The organism is Pseudarthrobacter sp. MDT1-40-2 (assembly GCF_059383595.1).
Genome location: NZ_JBWZCL010000001.1, coordinates 25,348 through 48,327 on the forward strand (window position 1 = coordinate 25,348; position 22,980 = coordinate 48,327).

At 62.0% G+C, this 22,980-nt stretch carries 24 protein-coding genes; 10 read left to right on the top strand and 14 right to left on the bottom strand.

Annotation, left to right across the window (positions count from 1 at the left end; all coding sequences use genetic code 11):
* Nucleotides 1-22: 22 nt before the first annotated feature.
* On the bottom strand, nt 23-478 hold the full coding sequence (locus AC50X5_RS00110) for a RidA family protein (RefSeq protein ID WP_494974192.1): 456 nt from the start codon (nt 476-478) through the stop codon (nt 23-25).
* Nucleotides 479-670: 192 nt separating this feature from the next.
* Here AC50X5_RS00110 and AC50X5_RS00115 point away from each other — a divergent pair, with 192 nt between their 5' ends.
* Nucleotides 671-2,038 (top strand): MFS transporter, encoded by a 1,368-nt coding sequence (locus tag AC50X5_RS00115; protein WP_494974193.1) that lies wholly within the window; start codon nt 671-673, stop codon nt 2,036-2,038.
* Between the two features lie 106 nt (nt 2,039-2,144).
* Here the strand turns inward: AC50X5_RS00115 and pntB are convergent, their stop codons facing one another.
* From pntB to AC50X5_RS00130, 3 genes are read right to left on the bottom strand one after another with little or no spacing between them, the layout of a single operon-like run.
* Nucleotides 2,145-3,548, bottom strand: a complete 1,404-nt coding sequence (gene pntB / locus AC50X5_RS00120; RefSeq protein ID WP_494974194.1) for a Re/Si-specific NAD(P)(+) transhydrogenase subunit beta — start codon at nt 3,546-3,548, stop codon at nt 2,145-2,147.
* Entirely contained in the window at nt 3,545-5,089 is a 1,545-nt protein-coding gene (locus tag AC50X5_RS00125) for a Re/Si-specific NAD(P)(+) transhydrogenase subunit alpha (RefSeq protein ID WP_494974195.1), read from the bottom strand. The genes pntB and AC50X5_RS00125 overlap by 4 nt, the downstream gene beginning before the upstream one ends.
* Before the next feature lie 26 nt (nt 5,090-5,115).
* Nucleotides 5,116-5,580: a VOC family protein gene (locus AC50X5_RS00130; RefSeq protein WP_494974196.1), complete on the bottom strand. Its 465-nt coding sequence runs from the start codon at nt 5,578-5,580 to the stop codon at nt 5,116-5,118.
* 90 nt (nt 5,581-5,670) lie between these two features.
* Between AC50X5_RS00130 and AC50X5_RS00135 the strand changes: the two genes are divergently transcribed.
* Nucleotides 5,671-6,084: a DUF3054 domain-containing protein gene (locus AC50X5_RS00135; RefSeq protein ID WP_494974197.1), complete on the top strand. Its 414-nt coding sequence runs from the start codon at nt 5,671-5,673 to the stop codon at nt 6,082-6,084.
* Nucleotides 6,085-6,153: 69 nt separating this feature from the next.
* Nucleotides 6,154-6,435, top strand: coding sequence for an Lrp/AsnC family transcriptional regulator (locus AC50X5_RS00140; RefSeq protein ID WP_494974198.1), 282 nt, complete (start codon nt 6,154-6,156; stop codon nt 6,433-6,435).
* A gap of 30 nt (nt 6,436-6,465) precedes the next feature.
* On the opposite strand, the gene trpD is transcribed toward AC50X5_RS00140, so the two are convergent.
* Nucleotides 6,466-7,524 (bottom strand): anthranilate phosphoribosyltransferase, encoded by a 1,059-nt coding sequence (gene trpD, locus AC50X5_RS00145; RefSeq protein WP_494974199.1) that lies wholly within the window; start codon nt 7,522-7,524, stop codon nt 6,466-6,468.
* A 148-nt stretch (nt 7,525-7,672) separates the two neighbouring features.
* On the opposite strand from trpD, the gene ctaE reads away from it, so the two are divergent.
* The 4 genes from ctaE (at nt 7,673) to qcrB (ending at nt 12,009) form a co-directional block, all read left to right on the top strand.
* A complete protein-coding gene (ctaE, locus tag AC50X5_RS00150; RefSeq protein WP_463933479.1) occupies nt 7,673-8,311 on the top strand; it encodes an aa3-type cytochrome oxidase subunit III in 639 nt (212 codons plus the stop codon).
* Between the two features lie 87 nt (nt 8,312-8,398).
* Nucleotides 8,399-9,187, top strand: coding sequence for a cytochrome bc1 complex diheme cytochrome c subunit (gene qcrC, locus AC50X5_RS00155; RefSeq protein ID WP_494974200.1), 789 nt, complete (start codon nt 8,399-8,401; stop codon nt 9,185-9,187).
* Between the two features lie 97 nt (nt 9,188-9,284).
* Complete coding sequence (qcrA, locus tag AC50X5_RS00160) at nt 9,285-10,361, top strand: cytochrome bc1 complex Rieske iron-sulfur subunit (protein WP_494974201.1); 1,077 nt, start codon at nt 9,285-9,287, stop codon at nt 10,359-10,361.
* The gene (gene qcrB, locus AC50X5_RS00165; RefSeq protein WP_494974202.1) at nt 10,339-12,009 is read left to right on the top strand and encodes a cytochrome bc1 complex cytochrome b subunit; all 1,671 of its coding nucleotides are present in this window, start codon (nt 10,339-10,341) and stop codon (nt 12,007-12,009) included. Before qcrA ends, qcrB begins: the two co-directional genes overlap by 23 nt.
* Nucleotides 12,010-12,076: 67 nt before the next feature.
* Here qcrB and AC50X5_RS00170 read toward each other — a convergent pair whose 3' ends face one another.
* On the bottom strand, nt 12,077-12,865 hold the full coding sequence (locus AC50X5_RS00170; RefSeq protein WP_494974203.1) for a GntR family transcriptional regulator: 789 nt from the start codon (nt 12,863-12,865) through the stop codon (nt 12,077-12,079).
* Nucleotides 12,866-13,025: 160 nt separating this feature from the next.
* Between AC50X5_RS00170 and AC50X5_RS00175 the strand changes: the two genes are divergently transcribed.
* Nucleotides 13,026-13,331, top strand: coding sequence for an HPr family phosphocarrier protein (locus tag AC50X5_RS00175; protein WP_494974204.1), 306 nt, complete (start codon nt 13,026-13,028; stop codon nt 13,329-13,331).
* A 100-nt stretch (nt 13,332-13,431) separates the two neighbouring features.
* Here the strand turns inward: AC50X5_RS00175 and AC50X5_RS00180 are convergent, their stop codons facing one another.
* The 5 genes from AC50X5_RS00180 to AC50X5_RS00200 all read right to left on the bottom strand — a co-directional run bounded on the left by AC50X5_RS00180 (nt 13,432) and on the right by AC50X5_RS00200 (nt 18,540).
* Nucleotides 13,432-13,833 carry a cytochrome c oxidase subunit 4 gene (locus AC50X5_RS00180; RefSeq protein ID WP_494974205.1) on the bottom strand — a complete coding sequence of 134 codons (402 nt, stop codon included), beginning with the start codon at nt 13,831-13,833 and terminating at the stop codon, nt 13,432-13,434.
* Nucleotides 13,830-15,548 carry an aa3-type cytochrome oxidase subunit I gene (gene ctaD / locus AC50X5_RS00185; protein ID WP_494974206.1) on the bottom strand — a complete coding sequence of 573 codons (1,719 nt, stop codon included), beginning with the start codon at nt 15,546-15,548 and terminating at the stop codon, nt 13,830-13,832. The genes AC50X5_RS00180 and ctaD overlap by 4 nt, the downstream gene beginning before the upstream one ends.
* A 10-nt stretch (nt 15,549-15,558) precedes the next feature.
* The gene (gene ctaC / locus AC50X5_RS00190) at nt 15,559-16,431 is read right to left on the bottom strand and encodes an aa3-type cytochrome oxidase subunit II (protein WP_494974207.1); all 873 of its coding nucleotides are present in this window, start codon (nt 16,429-16,431) and stop codon (nt 15,559-15,561) included.
* A gap of 140 nt (nt 16,432-16,571) precedes the next feature.
* Nucleotides 16,572-16,958 (bottom strand): HesB/IscA family protein, encoded by a 387-nt coding sequence (locus AC50X5_RS00195; RefSeq protein ID WP_494974208.1) that lies wholly within the window; start codon nt 16,956-16,958, stop codon nt 16,572-16,574.
* Between the two features lie 151 nt (nt 16,959-17,109).
* Nucleotides 17,110-18,540, bottom strand: a complete 1,431-nt coding sequence (locus AC50X5_RS00200; RefSeq protein ID WP_494974209.1) for a dipeptidase — start codon at nt 18,538-18,540, stop codon at nt 17,110-17,112.
* 61 nt (nt 18,541-18,601) lie between these two features.
* Here AC50X5_RS00200 and AC50X5_RS00205 point away from each other — a divergent pair, with 61 nt between their 5' ends.
* On the top strand, nt 18,602-19,201 hold the full coding sequence (locus AC50X5_RS00205) for a DUF3043 domain-containing protein (RefSeq protein WP_494975184.1): 600 nt from the start codon (nt 18,602-18,604) through the stop codon (nt 19,199-19,201).
* A gap of 70 nt (nt 19,202-19,271) precedes the next feature.
* On the opposite strand, the gene AC50X5_RS00210 is transcribed toward AC50X5_RS00205, so the two are convergent.
* Nucleotides 19,272-20,348 carry a quinone-dependent dihydroorotate dehydrogenase gene (locus AC50X5_RS00210; protein ID WP_494974210.1) on the bottom strand — a complete coding sequence of 359 codons (1,077 nt, stop codon included), beginning with the start codon at nt 20,346-20,348 and terminating at the stop codon, nt 19,272-19,274.
* Nucleotides 20,349-20,400: 52 nt separating this feature from the next.
* Here AC50X5_RS00210 and AC50X5_RS00215 point away from each other — a divergent pair, with 52 nt between their 5' ends.
* Nucleotides 20,401-21,384 (top strand): alpha/beta hydrolase, encoded by a 984-nt coding sequence (locus AC50X5_RS00215; RefSeq protein WP_494974211.1) that lies wholly within the window; start codon nt 20,401-20,403, stop codon nt 21,382-21,384.
* Between the two features lie 9 nt (nt 21,385-21,393).
* Here AC50X5_RS00215 and AC50X5_RS00220 read toward each other — a convergent pair whose 3' ends face one another.
* Together AC50X5_RS00220 and recO are read right to left on the bottom strand one after the other, a co-directional pair.
* Entirely contained in the window at nt 21,394-22,218 is an 825-nt protein-coding gene (locus AC50X5_RS00220) for an isoprenyl transferase (protein ID WP_494974212.1), read from the bottom strand.
* Nucleotides 22,219-22,220: 2 nt separating this feature from the next.
* Nucleotides 22,221-22,973 carry a DNA repair protein RecO gene (gene recO, locus AC50X5_RS00225; protein WP_494974213.1) on the bottom strand — a complete coding sequence of 251 codons (753 nt, stop codon included), beginning with the start codon at nt 22,971-22,973 and terminating at the stop codon, nt 22,221-22,223.
* Between the last annotated feature and the right edge of the window lie 7 nt (nt 22,974-22,980).

The following is a 22,980-nucleotide window of genomic DNA, read 5'->3' on the forward strand; positions in this document are numbered from 1 at the left end:
GACGTACGCTGCCGTCAATGCGCTATTCCGCCGGCGCGATAACTGCGGCTGAATCCTGAGGCCTTTGACTGTGAAGTTGCTGCAGGACGGCAGCGACTGCACTGATCTCGACGAGGGCGCCGGGTACTCCCAGTCCAGCCACCCGCGCCGCCGTCACCAAGGCTGGTTCATCAGACGCCAATTCGGACGAGATTGCACCGTACCCGGAACCAACGTCAACGCCGTCCACGAAAAGCACATTCCACCGCACAACATCATTCAGGGAGGCACCGGCAGCAGCCAGTGCAGTCTTGACGTTCTCCAGTGCCCTGGCTGATTGAACCCCAACGTCCCCCTCCCCTATCAAAGAACCATCGGCGTCAACGGCGTTCTGGCCACCTATGTAGATGGTGGTGGCGCCGGGCGGCACAATGGCGACGTGGCTGAAGGCGGGGCTCGAGACAAGTCCTTCGGGACGGATGCGCTGGATGGATGCCATCCCGTAAGCTCTCACAGCTCGGGCGCCGTGGCGCTGGTTTCCCGGCGCTTTTGACGTAAGCCGCATCACTCCCTATGCTTGTGAATCGATTCAAACTCCGTGTGTCGGCTGGGTCAACCAGCCACAACCACGAAGACCGTTCGGTATAAATGATTCCGGCTCCTTGCCAATGATGACGAAGGAAATCAGCGAATGACCAGCACGACCCAAGGGCATGAGCTCTCCAACCTCGAAACCGGTGCAGGAGGCAGGGACCCGAAGAAGGCCGCCATGAGCGGCTGGATCGGAGGAGCCCTCGAGTACTACGACTTCGCTTTGTACGGACTCGCCGCAACCCTCGTTTTTCCGGCCATTTTCTTTCCCAGCCAGAACACCACCGTCGCGATCATCGCCTCGCTGGCCACCTATGCCGTCGGGTATGTGTCACGCCCGCTTGGTGCCGTTGTCCTGGGCGCATACGGTGACAAGCACGGCCGCAAGCAGGTCCTCGTCGCCGCCATGCTGCTCATGGGTTTCGCAACCTTCGCTGTGGGGCTCCTGCCTACTTATGGACAGGTCGGAATCCTGGCGCCCATCCTGCTGGTGATCCTCCGCCTGATCCAGGGCTTTGCCGTTGCCGGCGAGCTCGGCGGCGCCAGCGCGATGATTGTTGAGCACTCCCCCGATGCCCGGCGCGGCTTTTTTGCCAGCTTCAGCCTGCAAGGCACACAGGTTGGCTCGATTCTGGCCACCGCCGTTCTGCTGCCGCTGGCGGCACTCCTTCCCGAGGAAGATTTCCAGTCCTGGGGCTGGCGCATCCCGTTCCTGCTCAGCGCCTTCGTCATCCTGGCCGGCTACATCATCCGTCGTCGCGTCCAGGAACCCCCGGCGTACCTGGCGCAGTCCGGAGCAGACGCCCCCAAGCGCCGCTTCCCTCTCGTTGAACTCCTGCGCTCCCACCCCTGGGTCCTGGTCCGCTGCGTCACGATGACCTTCACCAACGTCATCGGCATGGCAACCCTCATCTTCGGCGTTTCCTACGCCACACAGGAGGGCTATGGCATCGGTTTCACCAGCAGCGACTTCCTATGGGTGACGCTCGTGGCAAACCTGGCTGCAGTTGCAACGATCCCCATGTTTGGAGCCCTGTCTGACAAGATCGGCCGACGGACCCTCATGGTGGCCGGCGGGCTCGGCGGCGGGCTGTTGACGTGCGGTTATCTCTGGGCCATCGACCAGAGAAGCCTTGTTCTTGTTTTCGTCTGCGTCGTCATCGTCCAGGGCATCTTCTTCCAGATGTGGAACGCCACGTTCGCCACGTTCTTCCAGGAACAGTTCCCCACCCGGATCCGCGTCACGGGGTTTGCGGTGTCCCAGAACATCGGACTCATGATCGCCTCGTTCTTCCCGAGCATCTTTACGCTGGTGGCTCCTCCCGGGACTTCAAACGTTCCGTTCGTCATCGGGTCGATCACCTTCGGAATCTGCCTTGTCGCGGCGCTTGCCACCTTCCTGTCTTCAGACACCAAAGGCACTTCGCTTGAAGACCTTGAGACAGGCAGAACCAGTACTAAGGCATAACCAAGAGGGCGAAGGATCGCCTACCAGGGAGGACTAACGACGGCGGACTGCCGGCCACTGTGCCGGCGGCCCGCCGTTTCGTTTGCCCGCCCGCCTGCCGGATAGCTCAGAGCTCCCGCAGGATGTCCTCGACCCGCTGCTTGGCATCGCCGAAGAGCATGTGCGAATTTTCGCGGAAGAACAGCGGGTTCTGTACGCCGGCGTATCCGGCAGCCATCGAGCGCTTGAACACGATGACGTTCTCTGCCTCCCACACGTGCAACACCGGCATGCCGGCAATGGGACTGCCCGGGTCCTCGGCCGCAGCAGGGTTCACGGTGTCGTTGGCTCCGATGACCAGCACCACCGAAGTCCCCTTGAGGTCATCATTGATTTCGTCCATCTCCAGAACGATGTCGTAGGGAACCTTGGCCTCGGCCAGGAGCACGTTCATATGTCCGGGCAGGCGTCCGGCCACCGGGTGGATACCAAAGCGAACGTCGATGCCGCGCTCACGGAGCTTCTGGGTCAATTCCGCCACCGGGTACTGCGCCTGCGCTACAGCCATGCCATAACCAGGGGTGATTACCACGCTGGACGCACCGGAGAGCATATCGGCCGCGTCCTGCACCGAGATCTCACGGTACTCTCCAAAATCGGATTCGCCGCTCTTCGGAGCCGCAATCCCAAAGCCGCCGGCAATGACCGACAGGAAGGAGCGGTTCATTGCCCTGCACATGATGTAGGAAAGATAGGCGCCGGAGGAACCAACAAGGGCTCCGGTAACTATCAGCAGGTCGTTGTTGAGCAGGAAGCCGGCAGCAGCTGCGGCCCAGCCCGAGTAACTGTTGAGCATGGAGACGACAACGGGCATGTCACCACCGCCGATGGAAGCAACCAGATGCCAACCCAGACCCAGCGCCAGAAGTGTGACAAGTATTAGGAGCCACAGCTGCGAGTCATTGACGTACCAGACGGTAAGCACCACGAACGCCACGAGCACGCCGAGGTTGATGGCGTTCTTCCCCGGCAGCATCAAAGGCGCTGACTTCATCCGCGCGGACAGCTTTAAGAACGCCACAATCGAGCCCGTAAAAGTCACAGCACCGATGAAAACACCGATAAACACCTCGGCATGGTGGACGGCGGCCAGTTCCGCAGACAGCTTCGGGGCCTCAAGGTGGCCGTTCCAGCCCACGATGACGGCTGCAAGGCCTACAAAGCTGTGAAGGAGCGCAATCAGCTCCGGCATGCCGGTCATCTCAACCTTTCGGGCCCGCCACAACCCGATGGCAGCGCCTACCAGCACGGCGCCGGCAAGTAGACCTACCCCGGTCCGCCCGCCTTCTGAGCCCCAGGCACCTTCGAGAGCCAGCCAAATGGTGGCGGCCAGCGCGATTGCCATGCCTGAGATGCCGTAGGTGACTCCCCCGCGGGCGGTCTCATGCCTGCTCAGGCCGGCAAGGCTGAAAATGAAAAGGACGGCGGCCACAATATAGGAGGCACCTGCAATGGAGCCGGCGTTGATCATTTCTCAGCCTTGGAGAACATGGCGAGCATGCGCCTGGTAACGGCGAAGCCGCCGAAGATGTTGATGCTGGCCAGGAGGACTGCCACGGCGGCCAGGACCTGGACAGCAGGGGTGCCGGATGTCACTTGCAGCAATGCTCCGACCACGATAATTCCTGAAATGGCGTTGGTGACGGACATCAGCGGCGTGTGCAGGGCATGGTGGACCTTGCCAATGACGTAGAAACCGACAACAACGGACAGTACGAGGACCGTGAAATGCTGCGGCAGCGGCGGCGGCGCCACAACGTTGACTCCGAAAAGCCCGGCTGCCCCTGCGGCCACAAGGACGCCCTTTCCCACAGGCCCAAGGCTGTGTTTTTTCACAGCCGCCGTTCCGGATTTGACCGGCCGTGATGCCTGCGCAGGCGCGGCGGAAACCTGGACCGGCGGGGGCGGCCAGGTCTTTTCCCCGTTCCGGACAACGGTGACCGAACGCTGGACAACGTCGTCGAAGTCAATGGCCAGCTTCCCGTCCTTGTTTTTGGTCAGGAGTTTCAGCAAGTTCAGTAAGTTGGTGCCGTACAACTGCGAGGCCTGGGCCGGCAACCGGCCAGGAAGATCGGTATAACCGAGAATAACGACGCCGTTCGCGGTAACCACGCGCTCACCGGCCACTGAACCTTCCACGTTTCCGCCCTGACCCGCGGCCATATCCACGATGACACTGCCCGGCTTCATTCTTGCCACGTCTGCAGCGGTCAGCAGCTTAGGAGCCGGACGACCTGGAATCAGCGCGGTGGTAATAATGATGTCCACATCGAGGGCCTGCTCCGAGTAAATCTCAGCAGCGCGCCGGTCATAATCGCCGCTGGTGGCCCTGGCGTAGCCATCCGAGGACGTCATCACCTCATCCACCTCAACCTTGAGATAGACGCCGCCAATGGACTTCACCTGGTCCGCAACCTCCGGCCGGGGATCAGTTGCCCGCACGATCGCACCGAGGCTGCTTGCGGCGCCGATAGCTGCGAGGCCTGCGACTCCGGCCCCGGCAACCAGGACTTTCGCCGGTGGCACTTTGCCTGCCGCGGTGACCTGGCCCGTGAAGAACCGGCCGAATTCATGGGCAGCTTCAATAACCGCCCGGTAACCGGCGATATTCGCCATGGAGCTCAGGACATCCATCGACTGGGCCCGGGAAATGCGCGGTACGGCATCCAGCGCCAGTGCAGTGATGGGGCGCGCCGCCAGTTCATCCACAAGATCAGGGCGAAGCGACGGACTCAGCAGCCCGATAAGGGTTGCCCCCGCCGCGAGCCGGTCGATTTCTGCCGTGGTGGGCGGGTTGATCTTGAGTACTATTCCGCTCGCCCATGCCTCTGCACCACCGACTATCAGCGCCCCTGCCTCCGCGTAGGCGTTGTCCGGAAAAGACGCCCGAGCACCGGCACCCTCCTCAACCACCACGTCGTAACCAAGTTTGGCCAGCTGCCTGACGGTGGCGGGGGTGGCCGCAACCCTGGCCTCTCCGCCGCCCTCGGCCACTATCCCGATCCGGGTCATGCTCTCCCCCTCGTCCACGTGGGGCGTCAATCCCGACTGCCGTCGTACGCCTTCTGGAGGGCTGCGATGTCCAGCTTCCGCATCCCGAGCATTGCCTGCACCGCTCGCTGCGCGCCTTCAGGATCAGGCCCACCGATCAGCGACCCCAGGGCGGCAGGAACAATCTGCCATGATAAGCCGAACCTGTCCTTGAGCCAGCCGCACATGCTCTCCTGACCCCCGTCCGCCAGCAACGAGGCCCAGTAGTGGTCCAGTTCCTCCTGGGATTCGCAGTGGACCACCAGGGAGAACGCTTCGGTGAAGTCCGCCCCGCGTGACCCGTTCAGCGCCAGGATACTCCGGCCGGCAAGCTCGAAATCTACAGTCAGGACCCCGCCGTCCGGCTGGCGCGCCACATGGCGGACCTCCGAGTCGTCGAAGATCGATGTATAAAAAGTGGCTGCTTCCTCTGCCTCATGCTGAAACCAGAGACATGTGGTGATCTTTTCCATGGTCGGCTCCTCCCGGCTTGAGACTATCCCGCAGTGACGGACCACACAACGGTAACTGCGGCTCGGACGACGGGCATTAAACTCAAGGCCATGACCACGCCAACACCAGCCGCCACCAAAACCACCGGCCGCGCTCCCGTTGCAATTGCCGCCGTCGTGGATTTTGTCCTGATCCTGGTGTTCGCAGCGATCGGACGTGACGCGCATGAACGCGGTGAAGTGGTGACCGGTGTGTTCCTCACAGCCTGGCCGTTCCTGGCTGGTGCGGCGGCCGGCTGGTTGGCCTTGCGGCTGTGGCACCGCCCTTTCGGCGTGGTGGCTGCGGGCATTCCGGTCTGGCTGGGCAGCGTCATCATCGGCATGGTGCTGCGCGTCGTGACGGGCCAGAGCGTCGTTCCGGCATTCGTCATCGTTGCTTTGGTTTCCCTCGGACTCCTGCTTGTCGGCTACCGCTTATTGCTGGCCGGGCTGGCCCGATTTGCCAACCGCCGTGTGAGGGCCTGATGTAATAGGCTGGCTGCAGGAAGCACCCCCACCGGCAGCCGCCGGCAAACTGATCCGAAGGGATTATTTGTGATCACCGCCTTTGTCCTGATCAAGACTGACGCCTCGCGCATTCCGGAGACGGCAGAGGAGATCTCCGCCCTTCAGGGGATCAGCGAGGTGTACTCCGTCACCGGGGAGTGGGACCTGATTGCGGTAGCGCGGGTGGCCCGGCACGAGGACCTCGCGGATGTCATCGCGGACAGGTTGTCGAAAGTTGAGGCAGTGGTGCACACCAGTACGCACATTGCGTTCCGGGCATATTCACAGCACGATCTGGATGCCGCCTTCGCACTGGGCTTAGAACAGTAGGACGGTTCGAGCCACAGTGAGCTTCCCGCACTAGCCCCTGCTGAGCTCAACCCACTGTTGGAGGACACCCTCCGCGGCACCGGAATCAATGGATTCCGCTGCCCGGGCGAGGGCGTTCCTCATGCGGTCAATGAAGGACCCTCCGGCGTCAAGATCATAGGCAATCAAACCTGCCGCCGCATTCAGGATCACCGCGTCCCTGGCTGCGCCCGGCTTTCCGGCCAGGACGTCCCGGACCACGGCGGCGTTCGCCGCGGCGTCCCCCCCTCGAAGGTCTGCCAGGCGCACCAGCGGAATTCCGACGTCGGCAGGTGAGAAAGCCAATTCAGTCACCTGGCCGCCGCGAATCTCCCACACGGTGGACGGACCGGTGGTGGTGAGCTCGTCCAGGCCGTCGTCACCCCGGAACACAAGTCCCCTGCTGCCGCGCTGGGCCAGGACGCCGGCTACCAGCGGGGCCATCCTGGAATTCGCGACGCCGACAGCCGAGGCCTGCACCCGCGCCGGGTTGGTCAGTGGCCCAAGGAAGTTGAAAGCGGTGGGAATGGCAAGTTCCTTGCGTGGCACTGCGGTGTGCCGGAAGGAGGGATGGAATACCTGCGCGAAGCAGAAGGTGATACCCGCTTCCTCCGCATTCCGGGCAACTCGGTCAATTGGCAGGTCCAGCCTGACGCCCAACGCCTCCAGCACGTCGGCGGACCCTGACGACGAGGATGCCGCACGGTTTCCGTGCTTGACCACCCGGGCGCCGGCGCCGGCCGCGACAAGTGCGGCCATGGTCGAAATATTGACGGTGTTCTGCTGGTCGCCGCCGGTACCAACGATGTCCAGCTTCTCGCCTGCGATCTCCAGCTTGTTGGCATGCAGCAGCATGGCCTCCGCCAGCCCTGAAATCTCGTTGACTGTCTCGCCCTTGGCGCTCAATGCCACCAGGAAACCGGCAATCTGCGCCGGGCTGGCCTCGCCGGACATGATCTTGTCCATGGCCCAGGCAGTGTTATCCGACGTGAGGTCGCTTCCACCGATCAGCGCCGAAATAAGGCGCGGCCATGTGTTGTCCGTCATAGATGCAGATGCCTGTGAGATCACAGTCTGATGCTATCTACGGTCAGGCATGCCTGACCAATGCACACCCCCTTCGGCTCTTTTCCGCGCGATTTCGCGTCTTTGTAGAAAAAGTCCCCCGAAAAGGCGGTTCGCATTGGGCAGGACGGACTTTTATAGACATAATGTCTATGTGACATCTGCGACCCATGCCCCCAGTACCCCGGCGCACCCCACGCTGAACCGCCCCAATATGGTTTCTGTTGGAACCGTAGTGTGGCTGTCCAGCGAGTTGATGTTCTTCGCCGGCCTCTTTGCCATGTATTTCACCCTCCGCTCCACTTCGGGCGAGATGTGGGCTGATGAGACAGCGAAGCTCAACTTCCCCTTTGCCTTGGTGAACACCATCGTCCTCGTGGCGAGCTCCTTCACCTGCCAGATGGGTGTCTTCGCCGCCGAACGCCTGCAGCCGCGCAAAACGGGCGGAGTCTTCCAGCTCGCCCGGTGGGGCATGAACGAGTGGTTCACCCTGACGTTCCTCATGGGCGCCTTCTTCGTGGCGGGCCAGACAATGGAATACGCCATGCTCGTCTCGGAGCACGTGTCGCTGTCTTCCAACGCCTACGGCTCGGCCTTCTACATGACCACCGGCTTCCACGGCCTGCACGTCATTGGCGGCCTCATCGCGTTCCTGTTCATCATCGGACGCTCGTTCGCAGCAAAGAAGTTCGGGCACTTCGAGGCCACCTCGGCAATCGTCACGTCGTACTACTGGCACTTCGTGGACGTAGTGTGGATTGGCCTCTTCCTGGTCATCTACGTACTGAAGTAGACAGGCTATGATTCGTTTTCTACAAGAGGTAGAATTTCAAGAAGCGGCTTCACAGGCCGACGCAGGATCGAAAAAAGGAACCACCACGTGAAGGCACTTTCGCAGAAGCGACGTCACCCTCTGGCAGCGATCGCGTTGCTCTTATTGGGACTCCTCGTCACGGGTGGGCTTTATGCTGCAGCCACCACAGCTAACGAGGCCAAGGCGGAAACCACCACCTACAGCGCCAGCGATACCGAAGAAGGCGGAAAGCTTTTCGAAGCCAATTGCGCTACCTGCCACGGTATGGGCGCCAGCGGCACACAGGACGGCCCGTCCCTGGTTGGTGTCGGCGCGGCCTCGGTCGACTTCCAGGTTGGCACCGGACGTATGCCCATGCAGATGAACGGTCCACAGGCACAGCAGAAGCCGGTGCAGTTCAATGACGAACAGACCCGGCAGCTTGCCGCCTATGTGGCTTCGCTGGGTGCCGGCCCGGCCGTCCCCGAAGAAGCTCTTCTCGATGGCGAAGGTGATGCGGCCGCCGGCGGCGAGCTGTTCCGCGTCAACTGCGCCATGTGCCACAACGCTGCCGCTGCCGGCGGAGCGCTGACCCGCGGCAAGTACGCCCCGCCCCTTGCAGGGGTTTCCGAAAAGCACATCTACGAGGCCATGGTTACCGGCCCCCAGAACATGCCCGTCTTCAGCGACTCGAATATCAGCCCTGAGGGCAAGCGGGACATCATCACGTTCCTTAAGAACATCGAAACCAACCCCACTCCGGGCGGCCTGGCCCTCGGATCGCTGGGTCCGGTTGCTGAAGGTCTGTTCGTCTGGACTGCCGCCCTCGGCGTCATCATTGGCTTTACCATCTGGCTGACGTCCCGCACCTCCTAGTGCGCGTTACCAACAAGAACTTCTGCTGCATGCCAGCAGTATTGGAATTAGAAACTAACCCGGCACAAGCCGGGACGAGAGAAGGATGAGGCGAATTATGGGCAACCATAGTGACGGCAGTCCGATCCACTCGGGCACCGTAGCTACGGCTGGTCAGGATGAGGTGGCGAAGATCCAGGATCCTGGGCTTCCTCCGCATCGTCTGCGCCTGGCCGACACGGACCCGAAAGCGGCAAAGCGGGCGGAACGGCAGGTGGCCCTCCTTTTCGGTGCCTCTGTTCTTGGCACCCTGGTGTTCCTGGTGGCGTACTTCGCCATTGATCTCGGGGCAGGCGAAGAGTCGAACCTCGAAGCCCTCCGCCTCCAGAACATGCTGCTGGGTCTGGGTACTGCATTTGCGATGCTTGGCATCGGAACCGGTATTGTCCACTGGGCCAAGGCCCTGATGCCGGACCACGAAGTATCGGAAGAGCGCCACGCCATCCGCACTGAGGATGACCGCCAGGCCGCAGTCCGGATCGTCGACGACATCGCCGAGGAAACCGGCATCAAGCGACGCCCCCTCATCCGCAACACCCTTTTAGGTGCTGTTGCCCTGGCCCCGCTGCCTGCCCTGGCTATTTTCGGGGATCTCGGCCCCCGGCCCGACAACAAGCTGGCACATACCATGTGGGCGCCGGAAGGCGGCAACCTCAAGCGCCTTGCCCGCGACCCTGATGGCACCCCCATCAAGGCCTCGGACGTCACCATTGGCTCTGCCTTCCACGTGATTCCGGAAGGCCTCAACGACCTCCATGAGGGCAAGCTGAACGAGAAAGCCAAGGCAGTAGTGTTGCTCATGCGCCTTGATCCCGCTTCGCTTAACCCCTCCGCCGGCCGTGAAGACTGGGGTTACAACGGCATTGTTGCCTACTCCAAAATTTGCACCCATGTTGGTTGCCCGGTGGCACTCTACGAACAGCAGACGCACCACCTGCTGTGCCCGTGCCATCAGTCCACCTTCGACCTCACGCAGGAATGCAAGGTCATCTTCGGGCCCGCCAGCCGCCCTCTCCCCCAGCTGCCCATCGCAGTTGACGACGAAGGTTACCTGGTTGCCACGAGCGACTTCAAAGAACCCGTAGGACCAAGTTACTGGGAGCGTGATGAGCATGAGCGCGCAATCAACAGCTGAACCGGCATTCGTCGCCACGACTAAAGCCGGGCGCGTCACCAACTTCGTTGACGAACGCGTCGGCGGATCAGGCATCCTGCGGGAGTTTGGCCGTAAGGTATTCCCTGACCACTGGTCCTTTATGTTCGGTGAAGTAGCACTCTACTCATTCGTCATCCTCCTGCTGTCCGGCACCTTCCTGACGTTCTTCTTCGATCCGTCCATGGCGGAAACGCACTACACGGGTTCCTACATGGAACTGCGCAACGTCGAAATGTCGGTAGCCTACAGTTCCTCGCTGAACATCTCGTTCGATGTCCGCGGCGGCCTGTTCATGCGGCAGGTACACCACTGGGCGGCGCTGCTGTTCGTGGCCTCCATTGCCGTGCACATGTTGCGGGTGTTCTTCACGGGCGCCTTCCGCAAGCCCCGTGAGATGAACTGGGTGGTGGGCGGCGTACTGCTGATCCTCGCCATGGCAGCCGGCTTTACGGGATACTCGCTCCCGGATGACCTGCTCTCCGGCAACGGCCTGCGCATCATCGACGGCGTCATCAAGTCCATTCCGGTAGTCGGAACCTGGATCTCGTTCTTCCTCTTTGGCGGTGAGTTCCCGGGCACAGCCGTCATCGGCCGTCTGTACGTACTGCACATCCTCCTGGTACCTGCGCTGATTCTGCTGATGATCGTTCTGCACCTCTTCATGGTGGTTGTACACAAGCACACCCAGTACCCCGGCCCCGGACGTAATGACGGCAACGTCGTCGGCTACCCCCTTGGTCCCGTTTATGCAGCCAAGGCGGGTGGATTCTTCTTCATCGTCTTCGGCGTTATTGCCCTGATGGCAGCCTTCTTCACGATCAACCCGATCTGGAACTACGGCCCGTACGATCCTTCCCCGGTATCTGCGGGTACGCAGCCTGACTGGTACATCGGCTTCGTTGACGGCGCCCTGCGCCTGATGCCGGGCGTTATCGGTGACTTCCACTTCGAATACGTCATCTTTGGCTACACGCTCACGCTTAACGTTCTGCTTCCGGCACTGGTACCCGCAGGTATTCTGTTCACTGTGATGTTCATGTATCCGTGGATTGAACGCTGGGTGACCAAGGATGACCGCGAACACCACGTACTTGATCGTCCCCGCAACGTACCAACGCGTACTGCCATCGGTGTTGCCGGCTTCATCTGGTACTGCGTTATGTGGGCAGCGGCAGGTTCTGACCTCATTGCCACGCACTTCTCGGTGTCACTGAACGATGTCACGTACTGGCTCCGGGTGCTCTTCTTCATTGGCCCGGTTATCGGCTTCATCGTCGCTAAGCGCGTAGCCCTGGCGCTGCAACTCAAGGACCGCGAAATCGCCTTGCATGGCCGGGAAACCGGACGCATTGTGCGCCTGCCGCACGGTGAGTTTGAAGAAATTCACGCTCCGCTTGATGACTACAAGCTGTACAAGCTGGTGGGCTTCGAGTCCCCCGCACCCTTGCCGGCCGTACCTAACGACCACGGCATTGTTACCAAAAAGGAAAAGCGCCGCGCCCTCCTGTCCAGGTGGTTCTTCGAGGATCGGGTTGCACCCGTGACCCCCGCTGAACTGGCGGCCACCCACAGCCACGGCCACCATGAGGGGGATTCCGCCAAGCAAGCCAAGAGCCTTAGTCACTAAACAACAGAAAACACAAGGGTGGGTGCCGGTCCTTCAGGACCGGCACCCGCCTTTTGCATCCCCGTTCTCAACGCTCGCGGTTACCGCCGTAATTCCGGGCCGTACGCGCGCCGGGCCGCTGCAGCGGGACCCACAGTTTGTAACGGTCAGCCCGGTAGTAGGACACCGAGTAGTCCACCATAGCCCTGGCAACGAAGGCGTGGCGTTGGATCTTGAGCAGCGGTGCGCCCACGTCAACGTTGAGGAGACGGGCTGTGGACGGAGAAGCTGCCGTTGCCTCAATCATGTCCTCGCCCCACTCCATCACCAGCCCGTATTGCTCACTCAGCACGTTGTACAGCGATGTAGGCGGCTCGCCGTCCAGCAATCCAGGGACACGGTGCGCCGGAATAAAGTTCTCATCCACACTCATGGGCTCCCCGTCAGCCAGAAGCAAGCGCCTGAACCGGACCAGCGGCGTCCCCTCCTCGAGCTGCAGTTCGCGCGCCAAAAAGGCACTGGCGGCGGTCTGCTCAAAGCTCAGGACCCTGGCAGCCGGCACCATCCCCCGGCGTTGCATCTCCTCACTATAGGAAGTGAGCTTCACCTGAAGGTCGAGCTTGGGTTTGCGGACGAACGTACCCAGGCCCACCACACGCTCTACAACTTCTTCACCCACCAGTGCGTCGATAGCTTGACGCACTGTCATCCGCGCCAGGCCAAAACGCTCCGCGAGGTCGCGTTCCGAAGGCAACGCCGCCCCGGGAGGGCACGCGGCGACGATGTACGCACGGAGAATTTCACGCAGCTGGACATAAATGGCCACGCCGCTGTCCCGGTCAATCGCACCGGCCACCTTGTAGGCGTCAGTGGGCACGGTGGCGAACTTCTGCTGTAGATTCCACAGTTCAATCTTATTGGGTTTGGTCTAGACCAACCGGACAGCCGCGGTCCGCTCCCGCTCCCGCTAAAAAGCCCCGCCCGCTGGCCGGTATTCTGGACAGGGTTTTTTCAGTCCGCTTCATCAATCCAGGAGGATGCTTCCCTTGCCAGTCCGCAGTGGCACCGTGGCCGCCCATATTGGGCTGCACGCCCGTCTGGCTGCCCTGTTCGTCCGTGCCGTCATCGAGACAGGCCTGCCTGTCGTGATCCGGAAGTTGGGGTCTACCGAGGATGTCAACGCCCGCTCTCTTCTCGAGGTAATGACAGCGGATTTCGGTTATGGCTGCAGGGTGGAGCTGGCGGTAGACGATACAGCCCTGGCCGACGAGCTGGCGGCCCAACAGGCCCTAGCGGCACTGGAGGGGCTCGTTGAACTTCTGGAGTCCCACACCGGCAGCTAGCGGCCTTACGTAGCGTCTATGCGGCCGGGAAGCCCGGGCCTTCACGAGAAAGCGGGCCCCACCAATTGGTGGGGCCCGCTTTGTTCTTGATGTGGCGAACCTAGTGCGCGTGATCTCCGCGGCTGTATTCGTAAACCCAGCCAACAAGGGCAATAACTGCAAGGCCGGCACTGATAAACGTGATCCAGAAGCCCGCAGCCATGCCCAGGAACCCGCCTGCACAGGCCAGGCCCAGAACCAGCGGCCACCAGCTCCAGGGGCTGAAGTGGCCCTGCTCGCCGGAACCTTCATGGATCTCGGCGTCGTTACGGTCTTCGGGACGCAGCCCGATCCGCTTCCCTGTGAAGCCGAGATAGGCGCCGATCATTCCTGCAAGACCGCCCACAAGCATGATTCCAAGGAAGCCAACCCATTCGTTCCAGTGGGTCAGAAAGCCGTAGATTGCCGCAACGGGAAAGAAGAAGAAAACCCCGGTGCCAAAGAGCCAAGTCTCAATTTTCACTTTTCGTCCTTCTGGTCCGCGTTACCCAGCACATTGGCAACAGGCTCGGGCGATTCGGCAGTTTGCCGTTGGGAAAGTTCCGGGTGGTGCAGGTCCAGCGCAGGACGTTCCGACCGGATACGGGGCAGCGACTTGAAGTTGTGCCGCGGCGGCGGGCAGGAGGTAGCCCATTCGAGAGAAGCACCGAAGCCCCAGGGATCATCAACCTCGACCTTTTGTGCCGACCGTGCGGTGACGAAGACGTTCCAGAAGAACGGGATCAACGAGGCACCCAGGACAAAGGATGACACCGTAGAGAACTGGTTCATCCAGGTGAAGTTGTCCTCCACAAGATAGTCGGCATAACGGCGCGGCATACCCTCGACACCCAGCCAGTGCTGGATGAGGAACGTTCCATGGAATCCGAGGAAGAGCATCCAGAAGTGGATCTTGCCCAGGCGTTCGTTGAGCATCTTGCCAGTCCATTTCGGCCACCAGAAGTAAAAGCCGGCGAACATGGCGAAGACAACCGTGCCAAACACCACGTAGTGGAAGTGAGCCACCACGAAGTAGGAGTCCGAGACGTGGAAGTCCAGCGGCGGGGAGGCCAAAATGATGCCGGTCAGGCCGCCGAAGAGGAACGTCACCAGGAAGCCGATGCTCCACAGCATGGGTGTTTCGAACGTCAGGGAGCCCCGCCACATGGTGCCGATCCAGTTGAAGAACTTCAGACCCGTGGGAACGGCGATCAGCATTGTCATAAACGCGAAGAACGGAAGCAGTACCGATCCCGTCACGTACATGTGGTGTGCCCAAACGGTGACGGAAAGCGCGGCAATGGCGATGGTCGCGTAGACGAGGCCCTTGTAGCCGAAGATCGGCTTGCGGCTGAAAACGGGGAAGATCTCCGACACGATGCCGAAGAACGGCAGGGCGATGATGTAGACCTCAGGGTGGCCGAAGAACCAGAACAGGTGCTGCCATAGGATGGCCCCACCATTCTCGGGATCGAAGATGTGGGCACCAAAGCGGCGGTCAGCGCCAAGGGCGAAGAGTGCAGCAGCCAGCGGCGGGAAAGCCATCAGGACCAGGATGGCGGTGACCAGCGTGTTCCAGGTGAAGATCGGCATCCGCCACATGGTCATGCCCGGGGCACGCATGCAGATGATGGTGGTAATGAAGTTGACCGCACCAAGGATGGTTCCGAAGCCGGACAGTGCCAGGCCGAAGACCCAGAGGTCACCGCCCACGCCCGGGCTGAACGTGGTGTTGGACAACGGCGCATAGGCGAACCAGCCGAACGAGGCGGCACCCTGCGGGGTGATGAAGCCGGAGACCGCGATGGTTGAACCAAAGAGGAAGAACCAGAAAGCCAGTGCATTCAGGCGAGGGAAAGCGACGTCCGGGGCGCCGATCTGCAGCGGCATGATGACGTTGGCGAAGCCAGCGAACAGCGGCGTAGCGAACATCAGCAGCATGATGGTGCCATGCATGGTGAAGAGCTGGTTGTACTGTTCCTTGGTCTGCAGGATCTGCATGCCGGGCTCGAAGAGCTCGGCGCGGATCAGCAGGGCCATGACGCCGCCGAAGCAGAAGAACACAAAGGACGCGATCAGGTACATGTACCCGATGGTCTTGTGGTCTGTGGAGGTAATCCAGTTGACGACAACGCGCCCCTTGGATTTTGGTACTACGGGAGTCTCAAGGACACCCGGGGATGCTGTGTAAGTTGCCACGTCGCTGCCCTTACTCCGTTTCGATCTGGTTCGGGTTGCGGTCGTACTCCGCGCCGAGGGCTCCGGTGTTGCCTGCCTCGCGAAGTTCCTCGATGTGGGCATCAAATTCTGCCTCAGAGACAACCTTCACGCGGAACAGCATTTCGGAGTGGTATTCGCCGCAAAGTTCTGCGCATTTACCGTCAAAGGTTCCCTCAGCTGTGGGAGTGAACCGGAGATAGTTGGTCTTGCCGGGAATCATGTCGCGCTTCTGGAGGAAGGCAGGGACCCAGAAGGAGTGGATGACGTCCCGGGCGTTGAGCTCCAGCTCTACGGACCGGTTGACCGGCAGGTAGAGGGTAGGCAGCTCTTCCTTGTCGATGACGTCACCGGTCAGGTGTGCCTGGACACCTGACTCGTAGACATCTTCGGAGATAACGTCGCCGGACTTGTAATTGAAGTCCCATGCCCATTGCTTGCCGCGGACGTCGACGACGACCTCCGCAGGCTGGGAGCGGTCATCGATCGCTTGCTGGTCACGGTCTGTGAAGTAGAAGAAGACCAGCACCATGAAAATGGGGATCACGATGTAAAAAACTTCGATCGGCAGGTTGTAGCTGATCTGCTTGGGGAACCCGACAGTTCCCTTGCGCCGCCGGTAGGCAACTATGCACCAGACCATCAGGCCCCAGGTGATGATGCCAACTGCCAGGGCTGCGATCCATGAGTTGACCCAGAGGTCCATGATCCGGTCAGTGTTGCTGGTGGTGCCCCGTTCGGTAGGCAGCCACCCCTTCTCTACCTCTGGCGAACATCCAGTCAAAACCAACGCGCCGGCCATTGCCAGTCCAGTGATCGTAGTGATCGTTTTGCGTCGGCTGCCGGTTCGGTTCTGCGAACTCACAGACGGCCCTTCCTACTTGTTGCTGTCACCCGTCGGCCGATGGCTCCCGGGACACACTAAAAAGTTTTACTACTCGGTGTAGAGCTTACAACTCCCCCGGGCATTTCGCCCACATGCCGGCACCGGGCGAAGCGTCCGCGTTAGTGGAACGAATCGCCGCAGGCGCAGGAGCCGCCCGCATTGGGGTTGTCGATGGTAAAGCCCTGCTTTGAGATGGTGTCTTCGAAATCGATGCTGGCGCCGCTAAGGTACGGCACACTCATCTTGTCAACCACAACTTCGACGCCGTCGTAGTCGCGGACGGCGTCGCCGTCGAGGATCCGCTCATCAAAGTACAGCTGGTAGATGAGGCCCGAGCAGCCGCCCGGCTGGACTGCCACACGGAGACGAAGGTCTGTGCGCCCCTCCTGCTCAAGCAGGCTGCGGACCTTTCCGGCGGCAATGTCGGTCAGAGCGACCTCATGCGTGGGCAGCTCGCCACTGACCTCGGTGGTAGCGGTGCTGTTCTCGTTGGTGGTGGTGCTCATTGGCCTACCTTCTTAGGATGGTCCCGGCGGCGCCGCCAATGCGGTGCCTGACCCTGCGGATACGGTATGGGCTATAGCTCTATGCTACGTCGGTCAGAGGTATTGCTCTAACTCCAGACGTAACTGATACGGCTCGTTGCTTGTTCCCGGTTCAGTTAAGGCCGGACTCGTTCAGCTTGGCCAGCATGAACGCTTCTGCCACGATGGCCTTCCGGAAATCCTCCAGGTGCAGGGACTCGTTGGCGCTGTGCGCCCTCGAATCCGGATCCTCGACGCCCGTCACCAGGATCTGGGCCTGCGGGTACACCTGCAGGAGGTCCGCGATGAAGGGAATGGAACCACCAATTCCGGTCTCCACGGCCGGCACTCCCCAGGCCTCGCCCAAGGCCCACATGGCGGCCCCGGCCGCGGAAGATCCCGTGTCGGTGCTGAACGGTTCACCGGTTTCACCGGGAGTGAAGACGACGCTGGCACCGAAAGGTGCGTTGTCCATCACGTGCTGCCTCACGGCCTCCATTGCCGCTTCCGGATTCTGGCCTGGCGCGAGCCGCAGGCTGAACTTGGACCTGGCGGTGGGAATGAGCGTATTGGACGCAACATCCACGGCGGGGGCATCGATTCCGATAATGGACAGCGCGGGCTTGGTCCAAAGCCGGGAGGCGATGCTGCCGGTGCCGGCAAGCCGGACGCCGTCCAGGACGGAGGCGTCCCTGCGGAAGTCCCCTTCCGTCATGTCCACCATGGCTTCATCCCGGCTCACCAGGCCGGGGATGGCAACCTCGCCGCGGGCGTCATGGAAGGTTGCAATGAGACGGGCCAGGCAGATGGGTGCATCCAGTACCGGCCCGCCGAACATCCCTGAGTGGACAGCATGCTCAAGGACCCTGACTTCAATCGTTCCGTCCACCAGGCCGCGCAGGCTGGTGGTCAGCGCCGGCACGCCGACCTGCCAGTTGCTGGAGTCGGCGACAACAATGACATCGGCCTGCAACAGGTCGCGGTGTGCTTCCAGGAAAGGCCGGAAGGTGGGCGAACCCGCTTCTTCCTCCCCCTCGAAGAAGAAGGTGACGCCCACACCGAAATTCTCGCCGAGCACTTCGGTGACGGCCGTGTAGGCGCCAAGGTGGGCCATGATTCCGGCTTTGTCATCAGCCGCACCGCGCCCGTAGAGGCGGCCATCGCGTTCGACGGCGGTAAAGGGCTCTGATTCCCACAACGCCGGATCGCCGGGCGGCTGGACGTCGTGGTGGGCGTAAAGGAGGATGGTGGGCTTTCCCGGCGCAGCCTCGCGCCGGGCCACCACTGCAGGTCCGCCGGGGGTGCCGTTTTCTTTGGGGCTCCGAAGAATACGGACCTCCTCCAGGCCAGCCGCCCTGACGAGTTCCGCTACCGCCTCGGCGCTGCGGTCAAGTTGCGCCGGGTCAAAGCTTGGCCACGCGATTCCCGGGATGGCCACGAGCTCTTTCAGCCGTTCGACAGTGGTGGGAAAAGCTGTACCGACGGTGTCGCGCAGTTCTTGCAGGTCGACGGGCCGGAGAGGCAGCCCAGGAGTGCGCGGGGTATCCGCTACTGGTGAAGTCATGGCCAAAACCATACAGGCAAGCGAACAAGGAAAGGCCCTGACCGCAGGGTATTCTGTACTGGTGTTTGGACGTAAAAAGGAAGCGCCGACGGCGCAGGAAATCATAGACCAGCAGGCTGAGGCAATGACGGCGGCCGAGACCCAGCTGGGCAAAGGCGCGCCAACGCCCAAGCGCAAAACCCAGGAAGCCGCCCGCAAGCGTCCCCTGGTGCCGGAGGACCGGAAGGCCTCCAAAGCTGCTGAACGGGCTGCCATCCAGGAGCAGCGGCTGAAAATGCGCCGCGCGCTGGATACCGGTGACGAGAGGTTCCTGCCGCTGCGGGACAAGGGACCGCAGAAGCGTTACGCCCGCGACTACGTGGACGCCCGGTTCAGCCTTGGCGAATTCCTGATGTTCGGCGCACTGGTCTTCGTGATCATTTCCCTGCTCGTGCCTTCAACCAGCGAACAGATGATTTATGTGCTGGGCGGGTTTTGGGTGATGTTCCTGGCGGTATTCGTGGATGTCTTCATTATTTCGCGCCAGTTGCGCAAACGGCTGACCGCCAAGTTCGGCGATGTGGAGCGCGGCACTGTCTGGTACGGCGCCATGCGGTCCCTGCAGTTCCGCAAGCTGCGGCTGCCCAAGCCCCTGGTCTCCCGGGGCCAGTACCCTTCCTGATTTTTCCTGCTGTACACGAAACCCCCGGTCGCCCTAAGGCAGCCGGGGGTTTCGCTTTAGTTCCAGCGGATCATCTGGCGGACTTCCTCTTCCGGGCCAGCTCGCGGTTAATCCTGGCGGCCCAGAATGGTCCCTCATACAGGAAGGCCGTGTAGCCCTGAACCAGGGTGGCGCCGGCGTCCAACCGTTCCAGTACGTCGTCGGCAGTTTCCACGCCGCCTACGGCGATCAGAACCAGTTTGTCCCCCACGATCGACTTCAAGCGACGAAGCACGGCCAAGGAGCGCTGTTTCACCGGAGCACCGGACAAGCCGCCTGCACCGCAGGCCGCGACCTTTTCCGGAGCGGCCAGCAGGCCTTCGCGGCTGATGGTGGTGTTGGTGGCGATGATGCCGTCAAGGCCCAGGTCCAGCGCGAGGTTCGCGACGTCGTCGATGTCTTCATCACTGAGGTCAGGCGCAATTTTGACCAGCAGCGGCACGTGGCGTCCGGCAGACGCATCCGCTTCGCGGCCCACAGCTTCCAGCAACGGCCGAAGGGACTGCACGTCCTGCAGCAGGCGGAGTCCGGGAGTATTCGGCGAGCTCACATTCACCACCAGGTAGTCCGCCGCGGGGGCAAGGCTCCGCGCACTCAGCAGGTAGTCGGACACGGCGTCATCGAGTTCCACCACTTTGCTCTTGCCGATGTTGACGCCGATGATCGGGCGGGCGCCAGGGTGGCTGCGCTGCAGGGCTGCCCTGGCGGCCTTCAACCGGGGCTCCACAGCGGTGGCGCCGTCATTATTGAAGCCCATCCTGTTGATCACGGCCCGGTCTTCGATCAGGCGGAACAGTCGTGGCTGTGGGTTGCCCGGCTGTGCCAGGCCGGTAATGGTTCCAACCTCCACATGGCCGAAACCAAGCTTTGTCAGGGCCTCAATGCCGTGGCCTTCCTTGTCAAAGCCGGCAGCGAGGCCGAAAGGGGACGGGAAGGTCAGCCCGAATGCCGTCGTCTGCAACGACGGATCCGGCGCCGCGAACTTTTCCAGGATTCTGCCCACGCCGCTGGCGTGGGCGAGCCGGATGCCACGGAACCCGATTTTGTGGGCACGTTCGGCGTCCATCCAGGAGAAGGCAAGCCGGAAGAAGGTGGGATAAATGCGCATGGCTCAAGTTTTCCGCCTCTGGGGTCACAAACCAAATGGCTAGGCTGGTGCCATGGAGTGGACAGAGGACATCCTCGGTACCGGTTTTGAAGCACGCCCTCTCAGTGCTACCGGTCCGGACGGCGTCACCAGGACAGCAACCCTGATCCGTTACGTGCCGGAAACCCCCGCAACAAGTCCTTCCGGCGGTAGTGCCGGAACCGCGGGGAGCTCAGGCCGTCAAGCAGTGCTTTTCCTCCATGGCTGGAGCGACTACTTCTTCAATACAGACATGGCCGGCTTCTGGGCTGAGTCCGGCCGGGACTTCTATGCCCTCGACATGCACAACCATGGGCGCAGCCTCCAGGACGGCGTTCCTCCGGGATTCGTTGCAGACCTGAGGGATTACGACGCCGAGATCGACGCCGCATTGGAGATCGTCACTGGCGGTGCACCCGGAGCAGACGTGACGTTGATGGGTCATTCGCTGGGCGGGCTGGTAGCCGTTCTTTGGGTCCAACGCAATCCGGGACGGGTGAACCGGCTGGTCCTGAACAGCCCGTGGCTGGAAATGCACCGCGGACCGTGGACACGTCGGGTGGTAAACACCATGGTGGGCCCGATGGCCAGGTTCCGCCCGGATGCCGTGCTGCGGCTCCCGGAACGCCAGTTCTATTGGCGCAGCATCAGCTCAGATGCGGATGGTGAGTGGACCCTGGACCGGCGGTACCGGCCGCCGCAGGCTTTCCCGGTCCGCGCGGCCTGGCTTAAGGCCGTTCTCGCAGGGCAGTCCCAGGTGGCACGCGGACTGCGGCTTCCGGTCCCTGTGCTGGTACTCCTGTCCGCGGCAAGCCGGAACGGGATGGTATGGAGCGAGCAGATGCTGCGTACCGATGCAGTGCTGGATGTCCATGCCATTGCCCTACGGGCAGCAAACCTGGGCGACTCCGTGACCCTGGAACGGGTGGAAGGCGCCCTGCACGACGTCTTCCTGTCCGCACCCGCAGTGCGGGCTGATGCTTTCGACCGTGTTGCCCGGTGGTTGCGGGCGTACTAGGCCCAGTGCCTATTCCACCCCTGGTGCGGCAGCATCCACCGCCCCGCCGTAACGGCGGTCGCGCTGGGCGTAAATCTCGACGGCGTCCCAAAGTGTCCGGCGGTCAACATCAGGCCAGAGAACGTCCATGAAGACAAACTCGGCATAGGCCGACTGCCACAGCATGAAGTTTGAAAGGCGCTGCTCGCCGCTGCTCCGCAGGAAAAGGTCAACATCAGGCAGGTCCGGCTCATCCAGGTACTTCTGGATGGTGCGCTCGCTGATGGCCCCGGGCTTCAACCGGCCCGCGGCCACCTCTCCGGCGATGGCGGCTACGGCATCGGTTATTTCGGCCCGGCCGCCGTAGTTAACACACATGGTTAACGTGCAGGTGCTGTTGCCCGCCGTGTATTCCTCGGCTTCCTCAAGCTCCCTGATGACGGATCCCCAAAGCTTGGGGCGGCGTCCGGACCACCTGACCCGGACACCCCATTCGTCCAACTGGTTCCGCTGGCGTCGTAACACGTCCTTGTTAAATCCCATCAGGAAGCGGACCTCTTCGGGGGAACGGCGCCAGTTTTCGGTGGAAAAGGCGTAGACCGTCACGTACTCAATGCCGAGCTCAATAGCACCGGCAACGACGTCCAGCAGCGCCGGCTCCCCCGCCTTGTGGCCTTCCACGCGGGGCAGGCCGCGCTGGTTCGCCCAACGCCCGTTGCCATCCATCACGATGGCCACGTGCCGGGGAATGAACTCTGCGGGGATGGCCGGTGCGACGGTACCGGAAGGATGCGGATACGGAGCCACCACTGGCGTGTCCCGGCGTCGTACGTTTTTATTCTTTCCTAACGCCACTTTCAGTTACGCTCCACATGTTTGAGGGATTTGAGCACCCGTTCCAGGTGCCACTGCAGGTACGCGGCCACAATACCTGCCGATTCCCTTCGGTTGATTGCCTCGGAAGAATCGGCCGTCGCCCAGTCCCCCGTCAGCAGGGCACCGAGCAGGCGGACCGTTTCCGGAGCCGGCGAGGGCGATCCCGGGGGGCGGCAGTCGTGGCAGACCATTCCTCCCAGCGGCGCGGCAAAGGCGGTGTGCGGGCCGGGCAGCCCGCACCGTGCACAGTCGGTGAAGCTGGGTGCCCAGCCGCCGGTCGCCAAAGCGCGGAGGAGGTAGGAATCAAGAATCAGCCCGGGGGTATGTTCCCCGCGGCTCAAAGTCGCCAATGCGCCCACCAGCAGGTTGTACTGCGCGGTCCCGGCCTCACCATCAACGTCTGTCAGTTTCTCCGCGGTTTCCGTCATGGCCGCGGCCACTGTGTACCGGCTGTAATCGGCCGCGATGGGCCCGCCGTAGGCGCCCTTTGCCTCGGCCTGCGTCACTATATCCAGGGAACGGCCGGAAACCAGTTGGAGGTCCACCACCATGAACGGTTCCAGCCGGGCGCCGAACCGGCTGCTGGTCCGTCGCACGCCTTTGGCTACCGCCCGGACCTGGCCGTGGTGCTTGGTGAGCAGTGTAATGATCCGGTCAGCTTCGCCCAGCTTATGGGTACGCAGCACCACGCCGTCGTCACGGTAGGCGCGGGAAGCGAAGGATTGTTGGGCCACGCTTAAT

What these genes read in the sequence shown, in the direction of transcription:
- AC50X5_RS00110 (WP_494974192.1), bottom strand. Translation starts at nt 478, where the DNA reads ATGGCATCCATCCAGCGCATCCGTCCCGAAGGACTTGTCTCGAGCCCC.
- AC50X5_RS00115 (WP_494974193.1), top strand. Translation starts at nt 671, where the DNA reads ATGACCAGCACGACCCAAGGGCATGAGCTCTCCAACCTCGAAACCGGT.
- pntB (WP_494974194.1), bottom strand. Translation starts at nt 3,548, where the DNA reads ATGATCAACGCCGGCTCCATTGCAGGTGCCTCCTATATTGTGGCCGCC.
- AC50X5_RS00125 (WP_494974195.1), bottom strand. Translation starts at nt 5,089, where the DNA reads ATGACCCGGATCGGGATAGTGGCCGAGGGCGGCGGAGAGGCCAGGGTT.
- AC50X5_RS00130 (WP_494974196.1), bottom strand. Translation starts at nt 5,580, where the DNA reads ATGGAAAAGATCACCACATGTCTCTGGTTTCAGCATGAGGCAGAGGAA.
- AC50X5_RS00135 (WP_494974197.1), top strand. Translation starts at nt 5,671, where the DNA reads ATGACCACGCCAACACCAGCCGCCACCAAAACCACCGGCCGCGCTCCC.
- qcrA (WP_494974201.1), top strand. Translation starts at nt 9,285, where the DNA reads ATGGGCAACCATAGTGACGGCAGTCCGATCCACTCGGGCACCGTAGCT.
- qcrB (WP_494974202.1), top strand. Translation starts at nt 10,339, where the DNA reads ATGAGCGCGCAATCAACAGCTGAACCGGCATTCGTCGCCACGACTAAA.
- AC50X5_RS00175 (WP_494974204.1), top strand. Translation starts at nt 13,026, where the DNA reads ATGCTTCCCTTGCCAGTCCGCAGTGGCACCGTGGCCGCCCATATTGGG.
- AC50X5_RS00195 (WP_494974208.1), bottom strand. Translation starts at nt 16,958, where the DNA reads ATGAGCACCACCACCAACGAGAACAGCACCGCTACCACCGAGGTCAGT.
- AC50X5_RS00200 (WP_494974209.1), bottom strand. Translation starts at nt 18,540, where the DNA reads ATGACTTCACCAGTAGCGGATACCCCGCGCACTCCTGGGCTGCCTCTC.
- AC50X5_RS00210 (WP_494974210.1), bottom strand. Translation starts at nt 20,348, where the DNA reads ATGCGCATTTATCCCACCTTCTTCCGGCTTGCCTTCTCCTGGATGGAC.
- AC50X5_RS00215 (WP_494974211.1), top strand. Translation starts at nt 20,401, where the DNA reads ATGGAGTGGACAGAGGACATCCTCGGTACCGGTTTTGAAGCACGCCCT.